General features: G+C 72.0%; 17 protein-coding genes. 11 read left to right on the forward strand and 6 right to left on the reverse strand.

What is annotated here, in order from left to right:
* Nucleotides 1-56: 56 nt before the first annotated feature.
* The gene (locus ACZ7LY_RS06200; protein WP_471623335.1) at nucleotides 57-473 is read right to left on the reverse strand and encodes a CBS domain-containing protein; all 417 of its coding nucleotides are present in this window, start codon (nucleotides 471-473) and stop codon (nucleotides 57-59) included.
* A 328-nt stretch (nucleotides 474-801) separates the two neighbouring features.
* On the reverse strand, nucleotides 802-1,596 hold the full coding sequence (gene hisN, locus ACZ7LY_RS06205; protein ID WP_471623336.1) for a histidinol-phosphatase: 795 nt from the start codon (nucleotides 1,594-1,596) through the stop codon (nucleotides 802-804).
* Nucleotides 1,597-1,749: 153 nt separating this feature from the next.
* Here hisN and ACZ7LY_RS06210 point away from each other — a divergent pair, with 153 nt between their 5' ends.
* Nucleotides 1,750-2,343: a TetR/AcrR family transcriptional regulator gene (locus tag ACZ7LY_RS06210; protein ID WP_471623337.1), complete on the forward strand. Its 594-nt coding sequence runs from the start codon at nucleotides 1,750-1,752 to the stop codon at nucleotides 2,341-2,343.
* 35 nt (nucleotides 2,344-2,378) lie between these two features.
* Here ACZ7LY_RS06210 and ACZ7LY_RS06215 read toward each other — a convergent pair whose 3' ends face one another.
* The 4 genes from ACZ7LY_RS06215 to ACZ7LY_RS06230 form a co-directional block, all read right to left on the reverse strand.
* Nucleotides 2,379-2,702 (reverse strand): DMT family transporter, encoded by a 324-nt coding sequence (locus tag ACZ7LY_RS06215; protein WP_161302440.1) that lies wholly within the window; start codon nucleotides 2,700-2,702, stop codon nucleotides 2,379-2,381.
* A gap of 87 nt (nucleotides 2,703-2,789) precedes the next feature.
* Complete coding sequence (gene rsgA, locus ACZ7LY_RS06220) at nucleotides 2,790-3,800, reverse strand: ribosome small subunit-dependent GTPase A (RefSeq protein WP_471623338.1); 1,011 nt, start codon at nucleotides 3,798-3,800, stop codon at nucleotides 2,790-2,792.
* A gap of 12 nt (nucleotides 3,801-3,812) precedes the next feature.
* A complete protein-coding gene (gene aroA / locus ACZ7LY_RS06225; RefSeq protein ID WP_471623339.1) occupies nucleotides 3,813-5,138 on the reverse strand; it encodes a 3-phosphoshikimate 1-carboxyvinyltransferase in 1,326 nt (441 codons plus the stop codon).
* A 36-nt stretch (nucleotides 5,139-5,174) separates the two neighbouring features.
* Nucleotides 5,175-5,876, reverse strand: a complete 702-nt coding sequence (locus ACZ7LY_RS06230; protein ID WP_471623340.1) for a M50 family metallopeptidase — start codon at nucleotides 5,874-5,876, stop codon at nucleotides 5,175-5,177.
* A gap of 53 nt (nucleotides 5,877-5,929) precedes the next feature.
* On the opposite strand from ACZ7LY_RS06230, the gene ACZ7LY_RS06235 reads away from it, so the two are divergent.
* The 10 genes from ACZ7LY_RS06235 to ACZ7LY_RS06280 all read left to right on the forward strand — a co-directional run bounded on the left by ACZ7LY_RS06235 (nucleotide 5,930) and on the right by ACZ7LY_RS06280 (nucleotide 16,718).
* On the forward strand, nucleotides 5,930-6,745 hold the full coding sequence (locus ACZ7LY_RS06235; RefSeq protein WP_471623341.1) for an SOS response-associated peptidase: 816 nt from the start codon (nucleotides 5,930-5,932) through the stop codon (nucleotides 6,743-6,745).
* A gap of 427 nt (nucleotides 6,746-7,172) precedes the next feature.
* A complete protein-coding gene (locus tag ACZ7LY_RS06240) occupies nucleotides 7,173-7,835 on the forward strand; it encodes an alpha/beta hydrolase family protein (RefSeq protein WP_471623342.1) in 663 nt (220 codons plus the stop codon).
* A gap of 243 nt (nucleotides 7,836-8,078) precedes the next feature.
* Nucleotides 8,079-8,753: an RNA polymerase sigma factor SigR gene (gene sigR / locus ACZ7LY_RS06245; protein ID WP_471623505.1), complete on the forward strand. Its 675-nt coding sequence runs from the start codon at nucleotides 8,079-8,081 to the stop codon at nucleotides 8,751-8,753.
* Nucleotides 8,750-9,046, forward strand: a complete 297-nt coding sequence (gene rsrA, locus ACZ7LY_RS06250; RefSeq protein WP_471623343.1) for a mycothiol system anti-sigma-R factor — start codon at nucleotides 8,750-8,752, stop codon at nucleotides 9,044-9,046. Before sigR ends, rsrA begins: the two co-directional genes overlap by 4 nt.
* Nucleotides 9,047-9,174: 128 nt before the next feature.
* Complete coding sequence (locus tag ACZ7LY_RS06255) at nucleotides 9,175-10,512, forward strand: HD-GYP domain-containing protein (protein ID WP_471623344.1); 1,338 nt, start codon at nucleotides 9,175-9,177, stop codon at nucleotides 10,510-10,512.
* Nucleotides 10,509-11,792, forward strand: a complete 1,284-nt coding sequence (locus ACZ7LY_RS06260; protein ID WP_471623345.1) for an HD-GYP domain-containing protein — start codon at nucleotides 10,509-10,511, stop codon at nucleotides 11,790-11,792. The genes ACZ7LY_RS06255 and ACZ7LY_RS06260 overlap by 4 nt, the downstream gene beginning before the upstream one ends.
* A gap of 139 nt (nucleotides 11,793-11,931) precedes the next feature.
* Entirely contained in the window at nucleotides 11,932-12,912 is a 981-nt protein-coding gene (locus ACZ7LY_RS06265; RefSeq protein WP_471623346.1) for a tetratricopeptide repeat protein, read from the forward strand.
* A 406-nt stretch (nucleotides 12,913-13,318) separates the two neighbouring features.
* Nucleotides 13,319-13,969 (forward strand): peptide deformylase, encoded by a 651-nt coding sequence (def, locus tag ACZ7LY_RS06270; RefSeq protein WP_471623347.1) that lies wholly within the window; start codon nucleotides 13,319-13,321, stop codon nucleotides 13,967-13,969.
* Between the two features lie 293 nt (nucleotides 13,970-14,262).
* A complete protein-coding gene (locus ACZ7LY_RS06275) occupies nucleotides 14,263-15,336 on the forward strand; it encodes a terpene synthase family protein (RefSeq protein ID WP_471623348.1) in 1,074 nt (357 codons plus the stop codon).
* On the forward strand, nucleotides 15,333-16,718 hold the full coding sequence (locus ACZ7LY_RS06280) for a bifunctional albaflavenone monooxygenase/terpene synthase (protein WP_471623349.1): 1,386 nt from the start codon (nucleotides 15,333-15,335) through the stop codon (nucleotides 16,716-16,718). The genes ACZ7LY_RS06275 and ACZ7LY_RS06280 overlap by 4 nt, the downstream gene beginning before the upstream one ends.
* Nucleotides 16,719-16,754 lie beyond the last annotated feature (36 nt).

Below are 16,754 nucleotides of genomic sequence, written 5' to 3' on the forward strand. Positions count from 1 at the left end.
AGAGCGGGAGGGCCGGTTCCCCACGGGGAGCCGGCCCTCTTTGTCATGCGTGCCGCTCAGGCGGGGGTGGGTTCGGCCGCCGGCGGGGCGGGGGTGCGGCGGGCCGGGGCCCAGCAGCGGATGAGGTCGCGTACGGACATGATGCCGACGGCCGCCTCGCCGTCGAGCACGATCAGATGCCGGAAGCCGCCGTGGGCCATCGCGCCGGCCGCCTCCTCCAGGGTCCAGGCGGGGGCGGCGAAGACGACATCGGTGGTGGTGTGCGCGCCGGCGGTCTCGTGGTCGGGGTTCTGGCCGGAGCCGATGGCGTCGAGGATGTCGCGCTCGGTCAGGATGCCGATGCCGGAGCCGTCCGGGTCGAGGACGATCGCCGAGCCGACGCGGCGCTGGGACATCAGGCGGGCCGCCTGGCGCAGGGTGTGGGTGGGGCCGATGGTGAGGATCAGCGTGCTCATGGCGTCTCGGACGAGCATGGGCGTAGCCACCTTCCTGTTCTTGTGGAGCACCTGTGAGCGTCCCTCGCCGGGTCACGAGAAAGGATTCACAAGTTCACAAGTGGGGGGACTTTCAGGGTGGCAGGGGTCGGACGCGTCGGCAAGGGGCGTACGGGAGCGCCGGCGCGGCTCGCGGGAAGTGCGCGCCGAGATCAGCGCCGCCAGGGGCGCGGGGAACTGCGCGACCAGCCACGACGAAGCCCGCACCCGGCGACGAACCCCGGGGCTCCGCCCCGGACCCCGCTCCTCAATCGCCGGAGGGGCTTGAAGTGGACGGTACTGAAGCCCCGCACCGCACCCCGGAGGGCTAGCCGCGGAGGTATGAGAGGAGGTCGTCGTGGAGAAGCGTGTTGGAGGCCGCCGCGTTGCCACTGTGCGGCCCGGGCCGCCCGTCGAGCCCCGTGAACGTACCCCCCGCCTCGGTCACCACGATCGCGTTGGCCGCCATGTCCCACAGGGAGAGCTCCGGCTCCGCGCAGATGTCCACGGACCCCTCCGCGACCATCATGTACGGCCAGAAATCCCCGTACCCGCGCGTACGCCACACCGACCGCGTCAGATCGAGGAAGCCGTCGAGCCGCCCCTGCTCCTCCCATCCGCTCAGCGAGGAGTACGCGAAGGACGCGTCGGACAGCCGCCCCACCTTGGACACCGACAGCCGCGTCGCCGACGTGAGGCTGCGGCCCGAGTACGCGCCCGCGCCCTTCGCCGCCCACCAGCGCCGCCCCAGCGCGGGCGCCGAGACGACGCCGACGACCGGCTGGTAGCCGCCCTCGCCGGCCTCCATCAAGGAGATCAGGGTCGCCCACACGGGCACCCCGCGCACATAGTTCTTCGTGCCGTCGATCGGGTCGATGACCCAGCGGCGCGGGCCCGTGCCCTCGATGCCGTACTCCTCGCCGAGCACCGCGTCCCGCGGCCGCGCCCGCTGGAGGTTGCCCCGGATCAGCTCCTCGGCGGCCTTGTCGGCCTCGCTGACCGGCGTCATGTCCGGTTTGGTCTCGACCTTGAGATCGAGGGCCTTGAACCGGTCCATCGTCGCGGCGTCGGCGACATCCGCGAGGACATGGGCAAGACGCAGATCATCGTGGTAATCGGGCATGAGTGCACAGTATCGACCGTGGTCGGCCCGGGGCCACAACGGTCGCTCCCGGGCGGGCCGTACGGGCTTCGCCGCGGACCCTTGACAGCGCTCCGGGCCCCGTCAACTCTGACGGGACACGCCGCACCGACCGGCGGCCGGGGGGAGGCGACGATGCCCGCAGCGCGGGAGTCCCTGCTGGACGCGGCCCAGGCCGCGCTCGCCCGGCGCCCCTGGAGCGCGGTCCGCATGGTGGAGGTCGCCGCCCGCGCCGGCGTGTCCCGGCAGACCCTCTACAACGAGTTCGGCAGCAAGGAAGGGCTCGGCCGGGCCCTCGTGCGCCGCGAGGCCGACGCCTACCTCGCGGGCGTCGACCGGGCGCTGCGCGAGGGCGGCCTCGACGCCGTCGCCGAGTGGACCGTGACCGCCGCCCGCCGCGGCCCCCTCGTACGGGCCGTGCTCACCGGCTGCTGGGACGACCGGCTGCCCGCCCCCGCCCTGACCGGGGCGCCCTCGTCGTCGTCCGTGCCCGCCCAGCGCCGCGCGGACGGCCCGCTGCCCGCCCCGGCCGACCTCGTGGCCGCCGTACGGGACCGCTCCCTCGCCGTGCTCGCAGCGCCGGGCGCCGCCAAGTGCGAACAGGAAGCGCTGGCCCGCGCGTGTGAGGTGGCGGTACGGATCGCCCTGTCCTGCGTCGTCGCTCCGCCGCCCGGCGACGCCCGCGCCGTGGCCCGGCTGGTCAGGGAGACGACAGCACGTCCCGCCTGACCACGCGCGCGTAGTGGCACGTAAGCCGAAAGAACCTAGTGCGCCGAGCCCGAGAGCTGGAGGCCGATCACGCCCGCGATGACCAGGCTGATGGAGACGATCTTCAGCGTGGAGACCACGTCACCGAGGAAGATCATGCCGTAGATGGCGGTACCGGCCGCGCCGATGCCCGTCCACACCGCGTACGCGGGACCCACGTCCAGCTTCTTGAGGGACAGGGTCAGCAGGCCGAAGCTGCCGAGGGCGAACGACGCGAACGCGACCGTCGGCCATAGGCGCGTGAAACCGTGCGAGAGCTTCAGACAGACGGCGAAACCGGTCTCCAGGATTCCGGCGACGATGACCAGCAGCCACGCCATGTGTAGTGCCTCCCGCGTCCCACTGATCTCACAGGTCACTTCGATCTTGCGTCCGGCTTGGTGCGATTATGCCCTTGGACGACCGGATCAGTCGCCCTCGTGGCGCTCGCGGGTCGCCAGCAGGCGGCGCAGCGAGTACAGCCGCGCCGGATCGGCGTGCCCCTCGGCCACCCACGCGTCGAGCGCGCAGTCCGGCTCGTCGTGGCTGCACGCGCGCGGGCAGTTCGCCGTGCCCGGCTCCAGATCAGGGAACGCGTGGATCACGCGCGAGGGGTCCACGTGATGCAGCCCGAACGAACGCACGCCCGGCGTGTCGATCACCCAGCCCGCGTCGCCCGACAACGGCAGCGCGAGCGCCGAGGTCGTCGTGTGCCGGCCGCGCCCGGTGACCGAGTTGACATGGCCCGTCGTACGCCTGCGGTCGTCCGGGACCAGCGCGTTGACCAGGGTCGTCTTGCCGACGCCGGAGTGGCCGACGAACGCCGTGATCTTGCCGTCGAGCTGCTCGCGCACCCGCGCCACGGCCGTCCCGTCCTCCAGCTCCTGCCGGCTCGTCACCACGTACGGGATGTCGAGGTCGCCGTACAGGTCGAGGATCTTGTCGGCGGAGGCCAGGTCGGACTTGGTGAGCACGAGCAGCGGGTCGAGCCCGCCGTCGTACGCGGCCACCAGACAGCGGTCGATCATGCGCGGGCGCGGCTCGGGGTCGGCGAGCGCGGTGACGACGGCCAACTGGTCGGCGTTGGCGACGACGACCCGCTCGTACGGGTCGTCGTCGTCGGCCGTGCGGCGCAGCACCGACGTACGGCTCTCGATGCGGACGATCCGGGCGAGGGTGTCCTTGCGGCCGGACAGATCGCCGACCACGGACACCCGGTCGCCCACGACCGCGGCCTTGCGGCCCAGCTCGCGGGCCTTCATCGCGGTCACGGCCGTGCCGTCGATGAGCACGGTCAGCCGGCCCCGGTCGACGGTCAGGACCATGCCCTCCGCCGCGTCCTCGTGCTTGGGGCGCAGGCTCGTACGCGGCCTGTTCCCCTTGCGGTTGGGGCGCTGGCGGATGTCGTCCTCGTCGGTGTGCTTGCCGTAGCGGCGCATCGCGTTACGTCCCTACGGCCTGTCCGCCCCGAGCATCCCGGTCCACAGGTCGGGGAAGTCGGGCAGTGTCTTCGCGGTCGTCCCCACGTTCTCGATCAGCACGCCGCTGACGGCCAGGCCGATGATCGCGCCCGCCGTCGCCATGCGGTGGTCGTCGTACGTGTGGAACGTGCCGCCGTGCAGCGGGCGCGGCCGGATGCTCAGACCGTCGGCGGTCTCGGTCACGTCACCGCCCAGCTCGTTGATCTCCTTGGTGAGCGCGGCGAGCCGGTCCGTCTCGTGCAGCCGCAGATGCGCCACCCCGCGCAGTGTCGAGGGGGAGTCGGCGAGCGCGGCGACCGCGGCGATGCCCGGCGTCAGCTCGCCGACCTCGCCGAGGTCCACGTCGATGCCGTGCACCTGCCCCGAACCGGTGAAGACGAGCCCCTGCTCGGTCAGCTCGCAGGAACCACCCATCCGCGTGAAGATCTCCCGCAGCGCGTCACCCGGCTGCGTCGTGTGCTCCGGCCAGTCCGGTACGACGACCCGGCCGCCGGTGACGAGCGCCGCCGCGAGGAACGGCTGCGCGTTCGACAGGTCCGGCTCGATCGTGATGTCCCGGCCGAGCAGGGCGCCCGGCGTCACCCGCCACACGTTCGCCTCGCCGCCCGACTCCGGGGTGTCGACCTGGGCGCCGACCGCGCGCAGCATGTCGACCGTCATCCGGATGTGCGGCATCGACGGCAGCGTGGAGCCGGTGTGCCGCACCTCGACGCCCTGGTTGAAGCGCGGAGCCGACAGCAGCAGCGCCGAGACGAACTGCGACGAGGACGACGCGTCGATCTCCACCGGACCGCCGTCCAGGGCGCCGCCGCCGTGCACGGTCAGCGGGAGCGCGCCCCGGCCGTCGTCGTCGATACGGGCGCCCAGCGCGCGCAGCGCGTCGATCACCCCGTGCAGCGGACGCTCGTACGAACGCGGGTCGCCGTCGAAGCGGATCGGGCCGTCCGCGAGGGCCGCGACCGGCGGCAGGAAGCGCATCACCGTGCCCGCGTTGCCCACGTCGACGGTGGCCGGACCCTGGAGCCGGCCGGGGAAGACCCGCCATGCCTCGCCCGTGCCGTCCGGGCCGACGCCCTCCTCGATGCCGACGCCCATCGCGCGCAGCGCGCCCGCCATCAGCAGCGTGTCGCGCGAGCGCAGCGGGCGGCGCAGCCAGCCCGGCTCGGCGGCCAGCGCGGCGAGCACCAGCGCGCGGTTGGTCACGGATTTCGACCCCGGCACCTGGACCGTCGCGTCGACGGCTCCGCTCGCGAGAGGGGCGGGCCAGAGGTCGGTGGGCGCGGGGTTCGAGGTCATGCCTTTACTTTAGTGCGCCCGGCCGGGGCGAACGGTTCAGCGGCCGAGCAGCCAGCGCCCGCCGCCGAGCAGCGAACACAGCGACACGGCGTGGAAGAAGAACAGCCACATGCCCGCCGGCACGTTCGTCAGGCGGGCCAACTGGTCGGCGTCCGAGTCACCGGCCCCGCCCCGGCGCCGCTTGCCCTGCAGCTCGAACGCCGGACGCACCCCGCCCAGCAGCAGGAACCACACCACGGCGTACGCGAAAGCCGCCTGCACCTGCGGGCCCGTCAGCCACGACACCAGCAGGAACGCACCGCCCGCCAGCACCACCGTCAGCACGCCGTACGCGTTTCTGATCATCACCAGCATCGCCACGAGCAGGGCCGTCGCCAGCCACAGCAGCAGCGTGATGTGACCCTCGGCGAGCAGGGCCGCGCCGCCGAGGCCGAGCAGCGGCGGGGCGGTGTACCCGGCGGCCGCGGTCAGGACCATGCCGATGCCGGTGGGCTTGCCGCGGCTGACCGTGAGGCCGCTGGTGTCCGAGTGCAGCCGGATGCCGTCGAGCCGGCGGCCCATCAGGCGCGCGACCAGGCCGTGGCCGCCCTCGTGGGCGATCGTGATCGCGTTGCGGCTGAGCCGCCACACGGAGTGCGGGACGGTCACGGCGAGCGCGGCGACGCCGGTGGCGATCACCACCCACTGGTCGGGGTCGGACTGGGTTCCGAAGATCCGGTCCCAGAGGCTGGCGTCCATGTGTTGCGGCGCTCCCGTTCAGCGAGGGGTCGAGTTCTGGCACTGTGGCACGTATGTGCGGACGGTATGCATCGAGTCGTAGCCCCGAGGATCTCGCAGGCATCTTCGAGGTCGAGAAGTGGGAGCCCGAGGAGTCCTTCGAGCCCGACTACAACGTGGCGCCCACCAAAGAGGTCTACGCCGTCCTCGACCGTCCCCTGAAAGACGCCGATGACCCGCGTCCGGTTCGCCAGTTGCGCAAGCTCAAGTGGGGGCTCGTGCCGTCGTGGGCGAAGACGCCGGAGGGCGCGGCCCGCATGATCAACGCGCGGGCCGAGACCGTGCACGAGAAGCCGGCGTTCCGGCGGGCGTTCACCGCGCGGCGCTGTGTGATCCCGGCCGACGGGTACTACGAGTGGGTGACGGCGCCGCAGGAGCGGGAGCTCGAGGTCGAGGGGAAGAAGAAGCGGCCGCGCAAGCAGCCGTACTTCGTCACTCCGGCGGACGGGTCCGTGTTCGCCATGGCGGGGCTGTACGAGTTCTGGCGGGACCGGACGCTGCCGGACGAGCATCCGCTCGCCTGGTGGGTGACGTGTTCCGTGATCACTACGGAGGCGGAGAGCGGGCCGCTGGGGGTGGCGCCGGAGGAAGGGCCCCGGTCGCTGGCCGACATCCATCCCCGTATGCCGTTGATGCTGACGCCGGATCGGTGGGATGCGTGGCTCGATCCTCGGCGGACGGGGGTGGAGGAGGTGCGGGAGTTGTTGGCGGTGCCTCCTGCGGGGCTGATGCGGGCGTTTCCGGTGTCTACTGCGGTCAGTAACGTCCGCAACAACGGCCCCGACCTCCTCAAGGAACTCCCCGGCCCAGAAGAGGCGACCCTGTTCTGACCCACCCCGGGGGAGTTCTCCGGGCGGAGGCCGCTTGAAGTGACCGTCTCGCGCAGTTCCCCGCGCCCCTATCGGGGCACTACGCGCGCGTGGTCACCTGCGGGCCGGTGGGGCGTCTCGCGCAGTTCCCCGCGCCCCTGGGGAGTTCTCCAGGCGGAGGCTGCTTGTAGCTGAGGTTGCGCAGTTCCCCGCGCCCCTGAAGGAGCGGGGCTTCGCCCCAGCTCCCCAGGGGAGGAGGCGGCGACGCAGTCGCCCCTCCAGGGGCGCGGGGAACTGCGCGACCAGCCACGACGAAAGTCGAGGAAACCCACCGGCCGGAGCCACCACCTACCCAGGGGCGCGGGGAACTGCGCGATCAGCCACGACGAGAGGGAAGGTGCTCGCCGGGCACGCCCCCCACCCACCCGGCCGGAGGCAAGATGTAGGGGTGAGTGTGGATGAGGTCGTGAGGACAGGGGGCGGGGATGCCCGAGTTCATTGGTATCCGGCGCAAGGCGAACCCCGGCTACTGCTGGCCGCAGGCCACGGCGCGGGCGGCGGCGTAGAGGCCAGAGACCTCCAGGCCCTGGCCGCCACCCTCCCCGCCCACGGAGTGACCGTCGCCCTGGTCGAACAGCCCTGGCGCGTCGCCGGCAAGAAACTCGCCCCCGCCCCCAAGACCCTGGACGCCTGCTGGCGCGACCTGTGGCCCGCACTGGAGAACCCGGGCCTCCCGGTGATCGCGGCGGGCCGCAGCGCGGGCGCCCGCGTGGCGTGCCGCACGGCGAAGGACCTGGCCGCCACCGCCGTACTCGCCCTGAGCTTCCCCCTGCACCCGCCCGGCAAGCCGGAGAAGTCCCGCGCGGACGAACTCCTCGGCACGGGCCTGCCCACTCTCGTCGTCCAGGGCGGCAACGACCCCTTCGGCAAGCCCCCCGAGTTCCCGCCCCCGGCGCGGGACACCGCCGCGCAGGCACCCCCGAACCGGCTGGTCGAAGTGCCGTACGGGGACCACGGGTTCGCCGTGCCGAAGCGGGCGCCGCTCACGCAGGAGGAGGCGCTGCGCACGCTCACGGACGCCGTCGTGGAGTGGACCCGCTCACTCGTGTGACGGACGGGAATGCGCGGCGCGGGATCACTGTTGTCCCGACTGTCGGTGCACGAGTTCGTACGAGAGGAAGTCCGCCGCATGGGTTCGACCATCTGCCCCAGTCGCGCCACTGCTCCTGACCTGGAGTGGAGCGTGCTGAGCGCGGCCAAGACCGCTCCCGTTCGGGCGGCGGGCGGACCGGATCGTCGTCTATCCTCCGATTCGAGCGGGGTCTCCTTCGGCCTTGCCACGTCGTTCGAGGAGGTGGGTCCGGTCACAGGGACCGACGCAGGGACCGAGCACGGCCAGGCGGACGAGCGCCCCGAGCCGGCGGAGACGGATGCCGAGCGCAGCGCACGCTTCGAGCGGGACGCGCTCGAGTTCCTCGACCAGATGTACTCGGCGGCCCTGCGCATGACGCGCAACCCGGCCGACGCCGAGGACCTGGTGCAGGAGACGTACGCCAAGGCGTACGCGTCGTTCCACCAGTTCCGCGAGGGCACGAACCTCAAGGCGTGGCTGTACCGGATCCTCACGAACACCTTCATCAACTCGTACCGCAAGAAGCAGCGCGAACCCCAGCGCAGCGCCGCCGAGGAGATCGAGGACTGGCAGCTCGCGCGCGCGGAGTCGCACATGTCCACCGGTCTGCGCTCCGCCGAGTCCCAGGCGCTCGACCACCTGCCGGACTCCGACGTGAAGTCGGCGCTGCAGGCGATCCCCGAGGAGTTCCGGATCGCGGTCTATCTCGCGGACGTCGAGGGCTTTGCGTACAAGGAGATCGCGGACATCATGGGGACACCCATCGGGACGGTGATGTCCCGGCTCCACCGGGGCCGTCGCCAGCTGCGCGGCATGCTCGAGGACTACGCCCGCGACCGCGGGCTCGTCCCGGCCGGCGCCGGTGAGTCGAACGAAGCGAAAGGCTCGGGCTCATGAGCTGCGGAGAGCCGCACGAGACGGACTGCAGTGAGGTCCTGGACCATCTCTACGAGTTTCTCGACCACGAGATGCCGGACAGTGACTGCACCAAGTTCGAGGTGCACTTCGAGGAGTGCTCCCCGTGCCTGGAGAAGTACGGACTCGAGCAGGCCGTGAAGAAGCTGGTGAAGCGGTGCTGCGGCCATGACGACGTGCCGAGCGATCTGCGCGCCAAGGTCATGGGCCGTATCGAGCTGATCCGCTCCGGCCAGGTCACCCCCGACGAGGACATGGGCAACTCCCTGACCTGAGCCGGCGCTTCACCCGATCGTGGGAATCCGGGGCCGCGCGCCCCGGCAATACCCGCCGATGCCCCTCGCGCCACCCGGGCCCCGTCCTATCCTCCGTGAACTGGACGCCTTGGGGAGGGAGTTGGGGCATGCGGTCGGTTCCGCCGGTGGCTCGCGCCTGTGTGCTGCTCGCCGTCGGCGCCGCACTGGCCCTCACCGCCCCCGCGCTCACCCCCGCGACCCCCTGGCCCGCCGTGGCCCTGCTCGCCCTCGTCTACGCGGGCTGCGAGCAGGCCGGCCGCTGCCGGCTCATCGGGCGCCGCGCGCCCAAGGGCATGGGCACGTTCTTCCCGGTCCTGCTCGCAGGAGCGTTCCTGCTGCCGCCGGGCGCCGCCGCGCTCGTCGCCGTCCCCGGCGCCCTGCTCGCCCGCGTCGACCAGCGCCCCGCGCGCCTGCGCCGCGTCTGGCGCGCCGCCCGGCTCGCCCTCGCCTCGGGCGCGGCCGCGGGCGGCTTCGACACGCTCGCCGGGACCGGTGCCGTCGCCGGGGCCCGCTTCCCGTACGCCTTCGTGCCCTGTGCCGGCGCCGTGCTCGCCTTCAGCGCCGCGCTCGCCGTCCTCGACGGGGCGATCCTGTCCGCCGCCGAGCGCGTCCCGCCGCGCACCGCCTGGCGCGGCCTGTTCCTGCGCACGCTCGCCCCGGTGGCCGTGCACGGGGCGGCGGGCCTGGTCATGGCCGTGCTGTGGACCAGCGCGTACGGGCCGCTCGCCTCGCTGCTCGTGCTGCTGCCGATGTACATCTCCTGCTGGGTCTTCGCCCAGTACCAGCGCGAGCGCGCCGCCCACCAGGCGACCATCCGCGCCCTCGTCCAGGCCGTCGACATCAAGGACGGCTACACGCGCGGCCACAGCGAGCGCGTCGGCCAGGCGTCCATGCTCATCGCCCGCGAACTGGGCATGGCCGACGAGCGCGTCGAAGTACTGCGTTTCGCCGGCATCCTGCACGACGTCGGCAAGCTCGGCGTCCCCACCCGCCTGCTGCGCAAGGACGGCCCGCTGACCCCGCAGGAACGCAAGATCATCGAACTGCATCCGGAGTACGGCCACGAGATGGTGCGCGGCATCTCCTTCCTCGGAGAGGCGCGCTCCGCGATCCTCCACCACCACGAGCGCCTCGACGGCAGCGGCTATCCGTACGGCCTGTCCGGCGCGCAGATCCCCGAGTTCGCGCGCGTGGTCGCCGTCGCCGACGCCTTCGACGCCATGACCTCCACCCGTACGTACTCCCGCGCGCGGCCCGTGCCCGTGGCGCTCGCCGAGCTGGAGCGGTGCGCGGGCACCCAGTTCGACCCGGTGATGGTCGGGGCGCTGACGCGGGCGCTGAAGCGCGACGGCTGGCACCCGGTCGTCACCGCCGACGAGACCGCAGCGGCCGTGCCCGCGCCCCGGCCCGGCGACACCCCCGCGACCCGGGCGGCCGCGCCATGAGGGACCGTACGGCCAGGCGGCGCGCCGGCGCCGACGCGGCCGGGCCCGCGCCCGTGCCGGCCGTGCCCTGCGCGGTCGCCGCCGTCTACCTGCTGGCCGCTCTGCTCACCCTCGCCGCGCTCGCCGTGACCGCCTGGCGCGGTGTCGACGAGCGCGGGGTCGCTCTCGCGTTCGGCACCCTCGTCGCGGGCGGCGAGCTGGCCCGCTGGGCCGGCGGCGGGGAGCGGGAGCCAGCGCCGCTGGGGGCCGCGGGAGCCCTTGCGTACGCGCTGACCGGGGAGGTCGCCGGGCTGCCCACGCACCACGGCGTGTTCCAGGTCGTCGCCGTGACCGTCGCCGGGTCGCTGGCCGGCTGCGTGCCGCACGTGGCCCGGGGCAAGGGGCCGTCCGCCGAGCACATGGCCCGGCGCGTCCTGACGGTGGGCTTCGCCGCGCTCTGCTTCCAGCCGCTGTACAACCGGGGCGTGCTCAGCCGCTGGTTCGGCGACGGGCCCGGGTACGCGCTGCTCATCGTCGCGCTGTTCGCCGCGACCGCGCTGTGCGACGCCGTGCTCGCCGCCGCGCTGGCCCGCGCTCGCACCCGCTGGCCGTTCGGCCCGCTGCTGCGCGACGAACTGCGGGCCATGCTCGGGATCGGCTCCGCCGTCTGCGCGACGGGCGCGGTGATGGCGCTCGCGGTGGCCGTCGCGGGGCTGTGGGCGCTGCCCGTGCTCAGCCTGCCGCTGCTGCTGACCCAGCTCGCGTTCCGCCGCTACTCCGCGGTGAAGGCCACGTACCGCCAGACCATCGCCTCGCTCGCGCGGGCCACCGAGATCGCGGGGTACACACCGCACGGGCACGCGCACCGGGTCGCCGCGCTCAGCCGGGCCGTCGGGCGTGACCTCGGCCTGTCCGAGCCCGATCTGACCGTCCTGGAGTACGCGGCGCTCATGCACGACATCGGGCAGCTCTCCCTCGTCGACCCGGTGGCCGAGGGCGCCACCGCCGCGCTGCCCGGGGCGCAGCAGCGGCGGATCGCCCTGCTCGGCGGCGCGGTCGTGCGGCAGACCGGGGTGGACGCGCGGGTCGCCGTGGTCGTCGAGCGGCAGGCCGACCCCTACCGTGAGCAGCCGCTGACCGCGCGGATTGTGCGGACAGCGAACGCGTACGACGAGATGGCGAGGGAAGAGGGCCCTCAGGGGCCGCTCACCGCCCTGGAACGGCTGCGTCTGGCCACCGGTCGTGAGTATCAGCCGGAGGTGGTGGAGGCGCTGGCCAGGGTGGTCGCCCTCCCGGTCTGATCGGGAGGGGAGGGCCCGGGGTGGGATGGGTAACCCATGGGTAATGAGCGGGCGTCCGACCGTACGTGGTTGGATGCGAACGAGCCCCGGGAAAGGGGTGTCCGGGGGCACTGGCCTCAAGCATCGGCAGGCGGGAATCGTGAGGATCTTCGGCAAGGGACGGCACCGGCCCTCCGCCTCGTGGCGGCAGGCCACAGATCGTGCGTTCACGCTGATCGGCGACGGCCGCTACGAGGACGCGGGAGCACTGCTCACCCGCGCCGCCGACCTGGAGCCATGGCTCTCCGAGTCCTGGTTCAACCTCGCGCTGCTGCACAAGTTCCGGCACGACTGGGAGCAGGCGCGGGCGGCGGGACTGCGGGCGGTGGCGCTGCTCGACCGTGAGACGGGCGCGCCCGACTGGTGGAACGTGGGCATCGCGGCGACCGCGCTCCAGGACTGGCCGCTGGCCCGGCGGTCCTGGCAGGCGTACGGGCTGAAGGTGCCGGGCGGGGCGGCTGCCGCCGAGGAGCCGGCCGGGATGGACCTGGGCAGCGCGGCCGTGCGGTTGTCGCCGGAGGGCGAGGCCGAGGTCGTGTGGGGGCGGCGGCTCGATCCGGCGCGGATCGAGGTGCTGTCGATCCCGTTGCCGTCGTCCGGGCGGCGCTGGGGCGAGGTCGTGCTGCACGACGGGGTTCCGCACGGGGAGCGGACCATCGCCTCCGGGCAGTCGTTCCCGGTGTTCGACGAGATAGAGCTGTGGGCGCCCTCTCCCGTGCCGACGTGGGTGGTGCTGCTGGAGGCGGCCACCGAGGCGGATCGGGACGCGCTGGAGCGGCTGGCGGCTGACGCCGGGTTCGCGGCGGAGGACTGGTCGTCGTCGGTGCGGTTGCTGTGCCGGATGTGTTCGGAGTCGCGGATGCCGTCCGATGAGGGGGACGGGGAGCATCTGGATCCGCACGATCACAGTGAGCCGGGGCATCCCGGGCCGCTGGGGCATCGGACCGATGGGCAGTTGTGGGTGCCGGAGCGGGAGTGCGGGGTGGCTGCGCCGGCTTCGTTGGTTCGGGGGTTGTTGGACGGGTGGGTCGCGGATTCGCCGGATTCTCGGGACTGGCGGGATCTGGAAGAGGTCTGCTGATCCCCTTTGCGGGGGGCGTGCTCGTTCATGGGTTCAGGGCAGCCCCGGCCGGTGGTTCTTCGCGCGCGGCGCGCGTCGTGGCTGGTCGCGCAGTTCCCCGCGCCCCTTACGGGGCTGGCCTCAGCGCTGACTCCTTGTGCCCTGGTGGGCCGGCCTCAGCGCCAACATCCAGCCCCTCCGGCGCTTGAGGAGCGGGGTTTGGGGCGGAGCCCCAGAGTGCCGGGTGCGTCGTGGCTGGTCGCGCAGTTCCCCGCGCCCCTGAGGGGGCTGGCCTCAGCGCCTACTTCCAGCCCCTCCGGCGATTGAGGAGCGGGGCTGGGCTTAGGGCGGGCTTACCGGGGGAGGGGGTGGGCGCCGTAGGGTGTAGGGGAAAAGTTCCGGTAGCTCAGGAAGGCTCACGTCGCTCATGGCGCAGCAGGAGACCGAGAAGCAGCACGGCGGCGTGCTCCCCGTCGACGACGAGGGCTTCGTCATCGACACGGAGGACTGCGAGGCCCGAGAGGCCGCGTACCGCGAGCGCGGCACATCGCGCCCGATCACCGTCGTCGGCAACCCGGTACTGCACAAGGAGTGCAAGGACGTCACCGCCTTCGACGACGAGCTGGCCCGCCTCGTCGACGACATGTTCGCCAGCCAGCGCACAGCGGAAGGCGTCGGCCTCGCCGCGAACCAGATCGGCGTCGACCTCAAGGTCTTCGTCTACGACTGCCCCGACGACGAGGGCGTGCGCCACACCGGCGTCGTGTGCAACCCCGTGCTCCAGGAGCTGCCCGCCGAGCGCCGCCGCCTGGACGACTCCAACGAGGGCTGCCTGTCCGTACCGACGGCGTACGCCGAACTGGCCCGCCCCGACTACGCGGTGGTCACCGGCCAGGACGAGAAGGGCAACGCGATCACGGTCCGCGGCACCGGCTACTTCGCGCGCTGCCTCCAGCACGAGACGGACCACCTGTACGGCTACCTGTACATCGACCGCCTCTCCAAGCGGGAGCGGAAGGACGCGCTGAAGCAGATGGCGGAGGGCACCCCCCGCTACCCGGTGGTCCCCAACGACTGACCCCACCCCGCACCCAGCGACGAGCGGCGCCCGGCCCGGAACCTTCCGGCCGGGCGCCGCTCGTCGTGCTGCCCGCGTCCGCGCCCACGTCCGCGCCCGGGCCGGCATCTCCGTCGGCCCATATTCGGTCATGTAAGGGGACGATTCCGGCGGTCTCTTGGAGTGAGGAGGGCAAATCCGTTCCCAGAACGGTCAGTTGTAGTGCTGAATAGAAAGCGCGGGGATACGCAACGGCGCGCGCCCGGCACCGCGAGAGGGGCGCACGCCTTCAGGCGGCAGAGAGGGGTTTGTTCGTGCCTGCTTATCCACACACAGCGGTCCCACCGGCGCTGGCACTACCGGTGATCGAGGATGCGTTTCCTCGCAATCTGCACCCGTATTGGCCCCAGCTTCAGGAGAAGACCCGCTCCTGGTTGCTCGAAAAACGCCTGATGTCCGCCGACAAGGTGAAGAAATATGCCGATGGCCTGTGCTACACGGACCTCATGGCGGGCTACTACCTCGGGGCACCCGACGATGTGATCGCCGCGATCTGCGACTACAGCGCGTGGTTCTTCGTCTGGGACGACCGCCACGACCGCGATGTGATCCACGGCAGAGTGGCGAGCTGGCGGCGGCTCGCGGTTCAACTGCACGCGGCCACAGATGCCCCACATCTTCACACCGGCCACACAGATCCGCTGGTGGCGGGGTTCGCGGAGAGCGTCGAGCGGCTGTACGGCTCGCTGAGCCGGACGTGGAACGCGCGGTTCGCCCGCCACTTCCATGTGGTGATCGACGCGTACGACCAGGAGTTCCAGAACCGGATCACCGGCACCGTCCCGACGGTGGACGAATACATCGCGCTGCGGCGCAACACTTTCGCCCACTGGATATGGCTCGACCTGCTGGAACCCACCGCGCAGTACGAACTCCCGGCCTGGGTGCGGAAGAACGAGGCATTCACGCGGGCGGCGCTCGCCTGCCAGGATTTCGCCGCCTGGTACAACGACCTCTGCTCGCTCCCCAAGGAACTCGCGGGCGAAGAATTGCACAACCTTGGAATATCCCTCATCAAACACGAGGGGATGTCCCTCCAGGAAGCGATAGCGGAAGTCCGCCGCCGGGTGGAGGGAACCATCGAGGACTTCCTCGCGGCGGAACAGGAAGTGGAACGGCTCGCGGCCGTCACCGAGAACGTGGGGCCGCACGGAAAAGAACTCGCGGCGGCCCTCAGGTGCAGCGTCGCCAATATGCGCAACTGGTTCAGCTCCGTCTACTGGTTCCACCACGAGTCCGGGCGGTACGCGGTCGACAGCTGGGACGACCGCGCCACTCCGCCCTACATATCGGACGAACAGCCGGACCAGGTGGGGGAGTGCGCATGAGCGTCGGATCGACCCTGCCCCCGGCCACGGCGGGCGCCGGACCCGGCCCCGGCGAGCCACCACCCGCGCCGGGCGGTGCCCCGCTGCTCGGCCACGCCTGGAACCTGCTGCGCGACCCGCTCGGCTTCCTGACCCGGCTGCGTGACGGCGGCGAGGTCGTACGTCTGCGCCTCGGACCGAAGACCGCGTACGCCGTGTGCGACCCCGACCTCGTGGCCGCGCTCCTCAAGAGCCCCGACTTCCTGGTCGGCGGCCCGCTGTGGGAGACCATGGGCGTGCTTCTCGGCAAGGGCGTGGCGACCAGCAACGGCCCGCTGCACCGCCGCCAGCGCCGGGCGATCCAGCCCGCGTTCCGCATGGACAAGATCCACGAGTACGCGCGCGTGATGGAGGAGGAGACCCGCGCGATGGCCGGCCGCTGGAGCGTGGGCGCCACCGTGGACATGGGCGAGGAGACCTTCCGTACGGCGACGCGGGTCGTCGCCCGCTCGGTGCTCCAGGTCGACTCGATCGACGAGCGCGCCGACCGGCTCAGTACGGCCCTGCACACCGTCTTCGAGGGCCTGTACCGGCGGATGATCCTGTCCTTCGGCCCGCTGTACCGGCTGCCGCTGCCGGCCAATCGGCGATTCGAGAACGCGCTGGCCGATCTGCACCGCCTGGTCGACGAGATCATCGCCGAACGACGGGCGCAGACCGCCGCCGGAAGCAATCCGGACGATCTGCTCGCCGCATTGCTGGACGACCGCGACGAGAATGGCGAAACGGTCGGCGAGCAGGAGGTGCACGACCAAGTCGTCTCCCTCGTCGTGGCCGGCGCCGAGAATGTGGCGAAGACCCTCACGTGGATCCTTCAACTTCTCGCCGAACACCCCGAGCACGAAAGGAGGTTGTACGAGGAGGTGGAATCGGTCACCGGTGGCCGGCCGATCGCTTTCGGTGACGTCAAAGAACTCGCATATATGCGGAATCTCATCACGGAAGGCATGCGGATTCGGCCTGCCGTCTGGATTCTGACACGGCTCGCCGCCGTCGACACCACCCTCGGCGGATACCGCATTCCGGCCGGAGCGGACATCGTCTACAGCCCGCTCGCCATGCAGCGCGACGCGCGCGCGTTCCGCGAGCACCTCCGCTTCGACCCCGACCGCTGGCTCCCGGAGCGCGCCGCCGACGTCACACCGGCCGCGCACGCCCCGTTCAGCGTCGGCAACCGCAAGTGCCCCGGCGACCACTTCAGCATGGCGGAACTCTCGCTGGCGCTGGGCGCGGTGGTGCAGAAGTGGCGGCTGACCCCGGCGCCCGAGACCGACGGCACGCCCCGCATCGGCATCACGCTCCAGCCCCGGCGCGCCCTGCTGAAGGTCGAGGCCCGCGACTAGGCGCGGCTCCCGACAAGGCCCGGGGGACCTAGAAGG

Source organism: Streptomyces sp. NPDC107550 (assembly GCF_055639095.1).

What these genes read in the sequence shown, in the direction of transcription:
- ACZ7LY_RS06200 (WP_471623335.1), bottom strand. Translation starts at nt 473, where the DNA reads ATGCTCGTCCGAGACGCCATGAGCACGCTGATCCTCACCATCGGCCCC.
- hisN (WP_471623336.1), bottom strand. Translation starts at nt 1,596, where the DNA reads ATGCCCGATTACCACGATGATCTGCGTCTTGCCCATGTCCTCGCGGAT.
- ACZ7LY_RS06210 (WP_471623337.1), top strand. Translation starts at nt 1,750, where the DNA reads ATGCCCGCAGCGCGGGAGTCCCTGCTGGACGCGGCCCAGGCCGCGCTC.
- ACZ7LY_RS06215 (WP_161302440.1), bottom strand. Translation starts at nt 2,702, where the DNA reads ATGGCGTGGCTGCTGGTCATCGTCGCCGGAATCCTGGAGACCGGTTTC.
- rsgA (WP_471623338.1), bottom strand. Translation starts at nt 3,800, where the DNA reads ATGCGCCGCTACGGCAAGCACACCGACGAGGACGACATCCGCCAGCGC.
- aroA (WP_471623339.1), bottom strand. Translation starts at nt 5,138, where the DNA reads ATGACCTCGAACCCCGCGCCCACCGACCTCTGGCCCGCCCCTCTCGCG.
- ACZ7LY_RS06230 (WP_471623340.1), bottom strand. Translation starts at nt 5,876, where the DNA reads ATGGACGCCAGCCTCTGGGACCGGATCTTCGGAACCCAGTCCGACCCC.
- ACZ7LY_RS06235 (WP_471623341.1), top strand. Translation starts at nt 5,930, where the DNA reads ATGTGCGGACGGTATGCATCGAGTCGTAGCCCCGAGGATCTCGCAGGC.
- rsrA (WP_471623343.1), top strand. Translation starts at nt 8,750, where the DNA reads ATGAGCTGCGGAGAGCCGCACGAGACGGACTGCAGTGAGGTCCTGGAC.
- ACZ7LY_RS06255 (WP_471623344.1), top strand. Translation starts at nt 9,175, where the DNA reads ATGCGGTCGGTTCCGCCGGTGGCTCGCGCCTGTGTGCTGCTCGCCGTC.
- ACZ7LY_RS06260 (WP_471623345.1), top strand. Translation starts at nt 10,509, where the DNA reads ATGAGGGACCGTACGGCCAGGCGGCGCGCCGGCGCCGACGCGGCCGGG.
- def (WP_471623347.1), top strand. Translation starts at nt 13,319, where the DNA reads ATGGCGCAGCAGGAGACCGAGAAGCAGCACGGCGGCGTGCTCCCCGTC.
- ACZ7LY_RS06280 (WP_471623349.1), top strand. Translation starts at nt 15,333, where the DNA reads ATGAGCGTCGGATCGACCCTGCCCCCGGCCACGGCGGGCGCCGGACCC.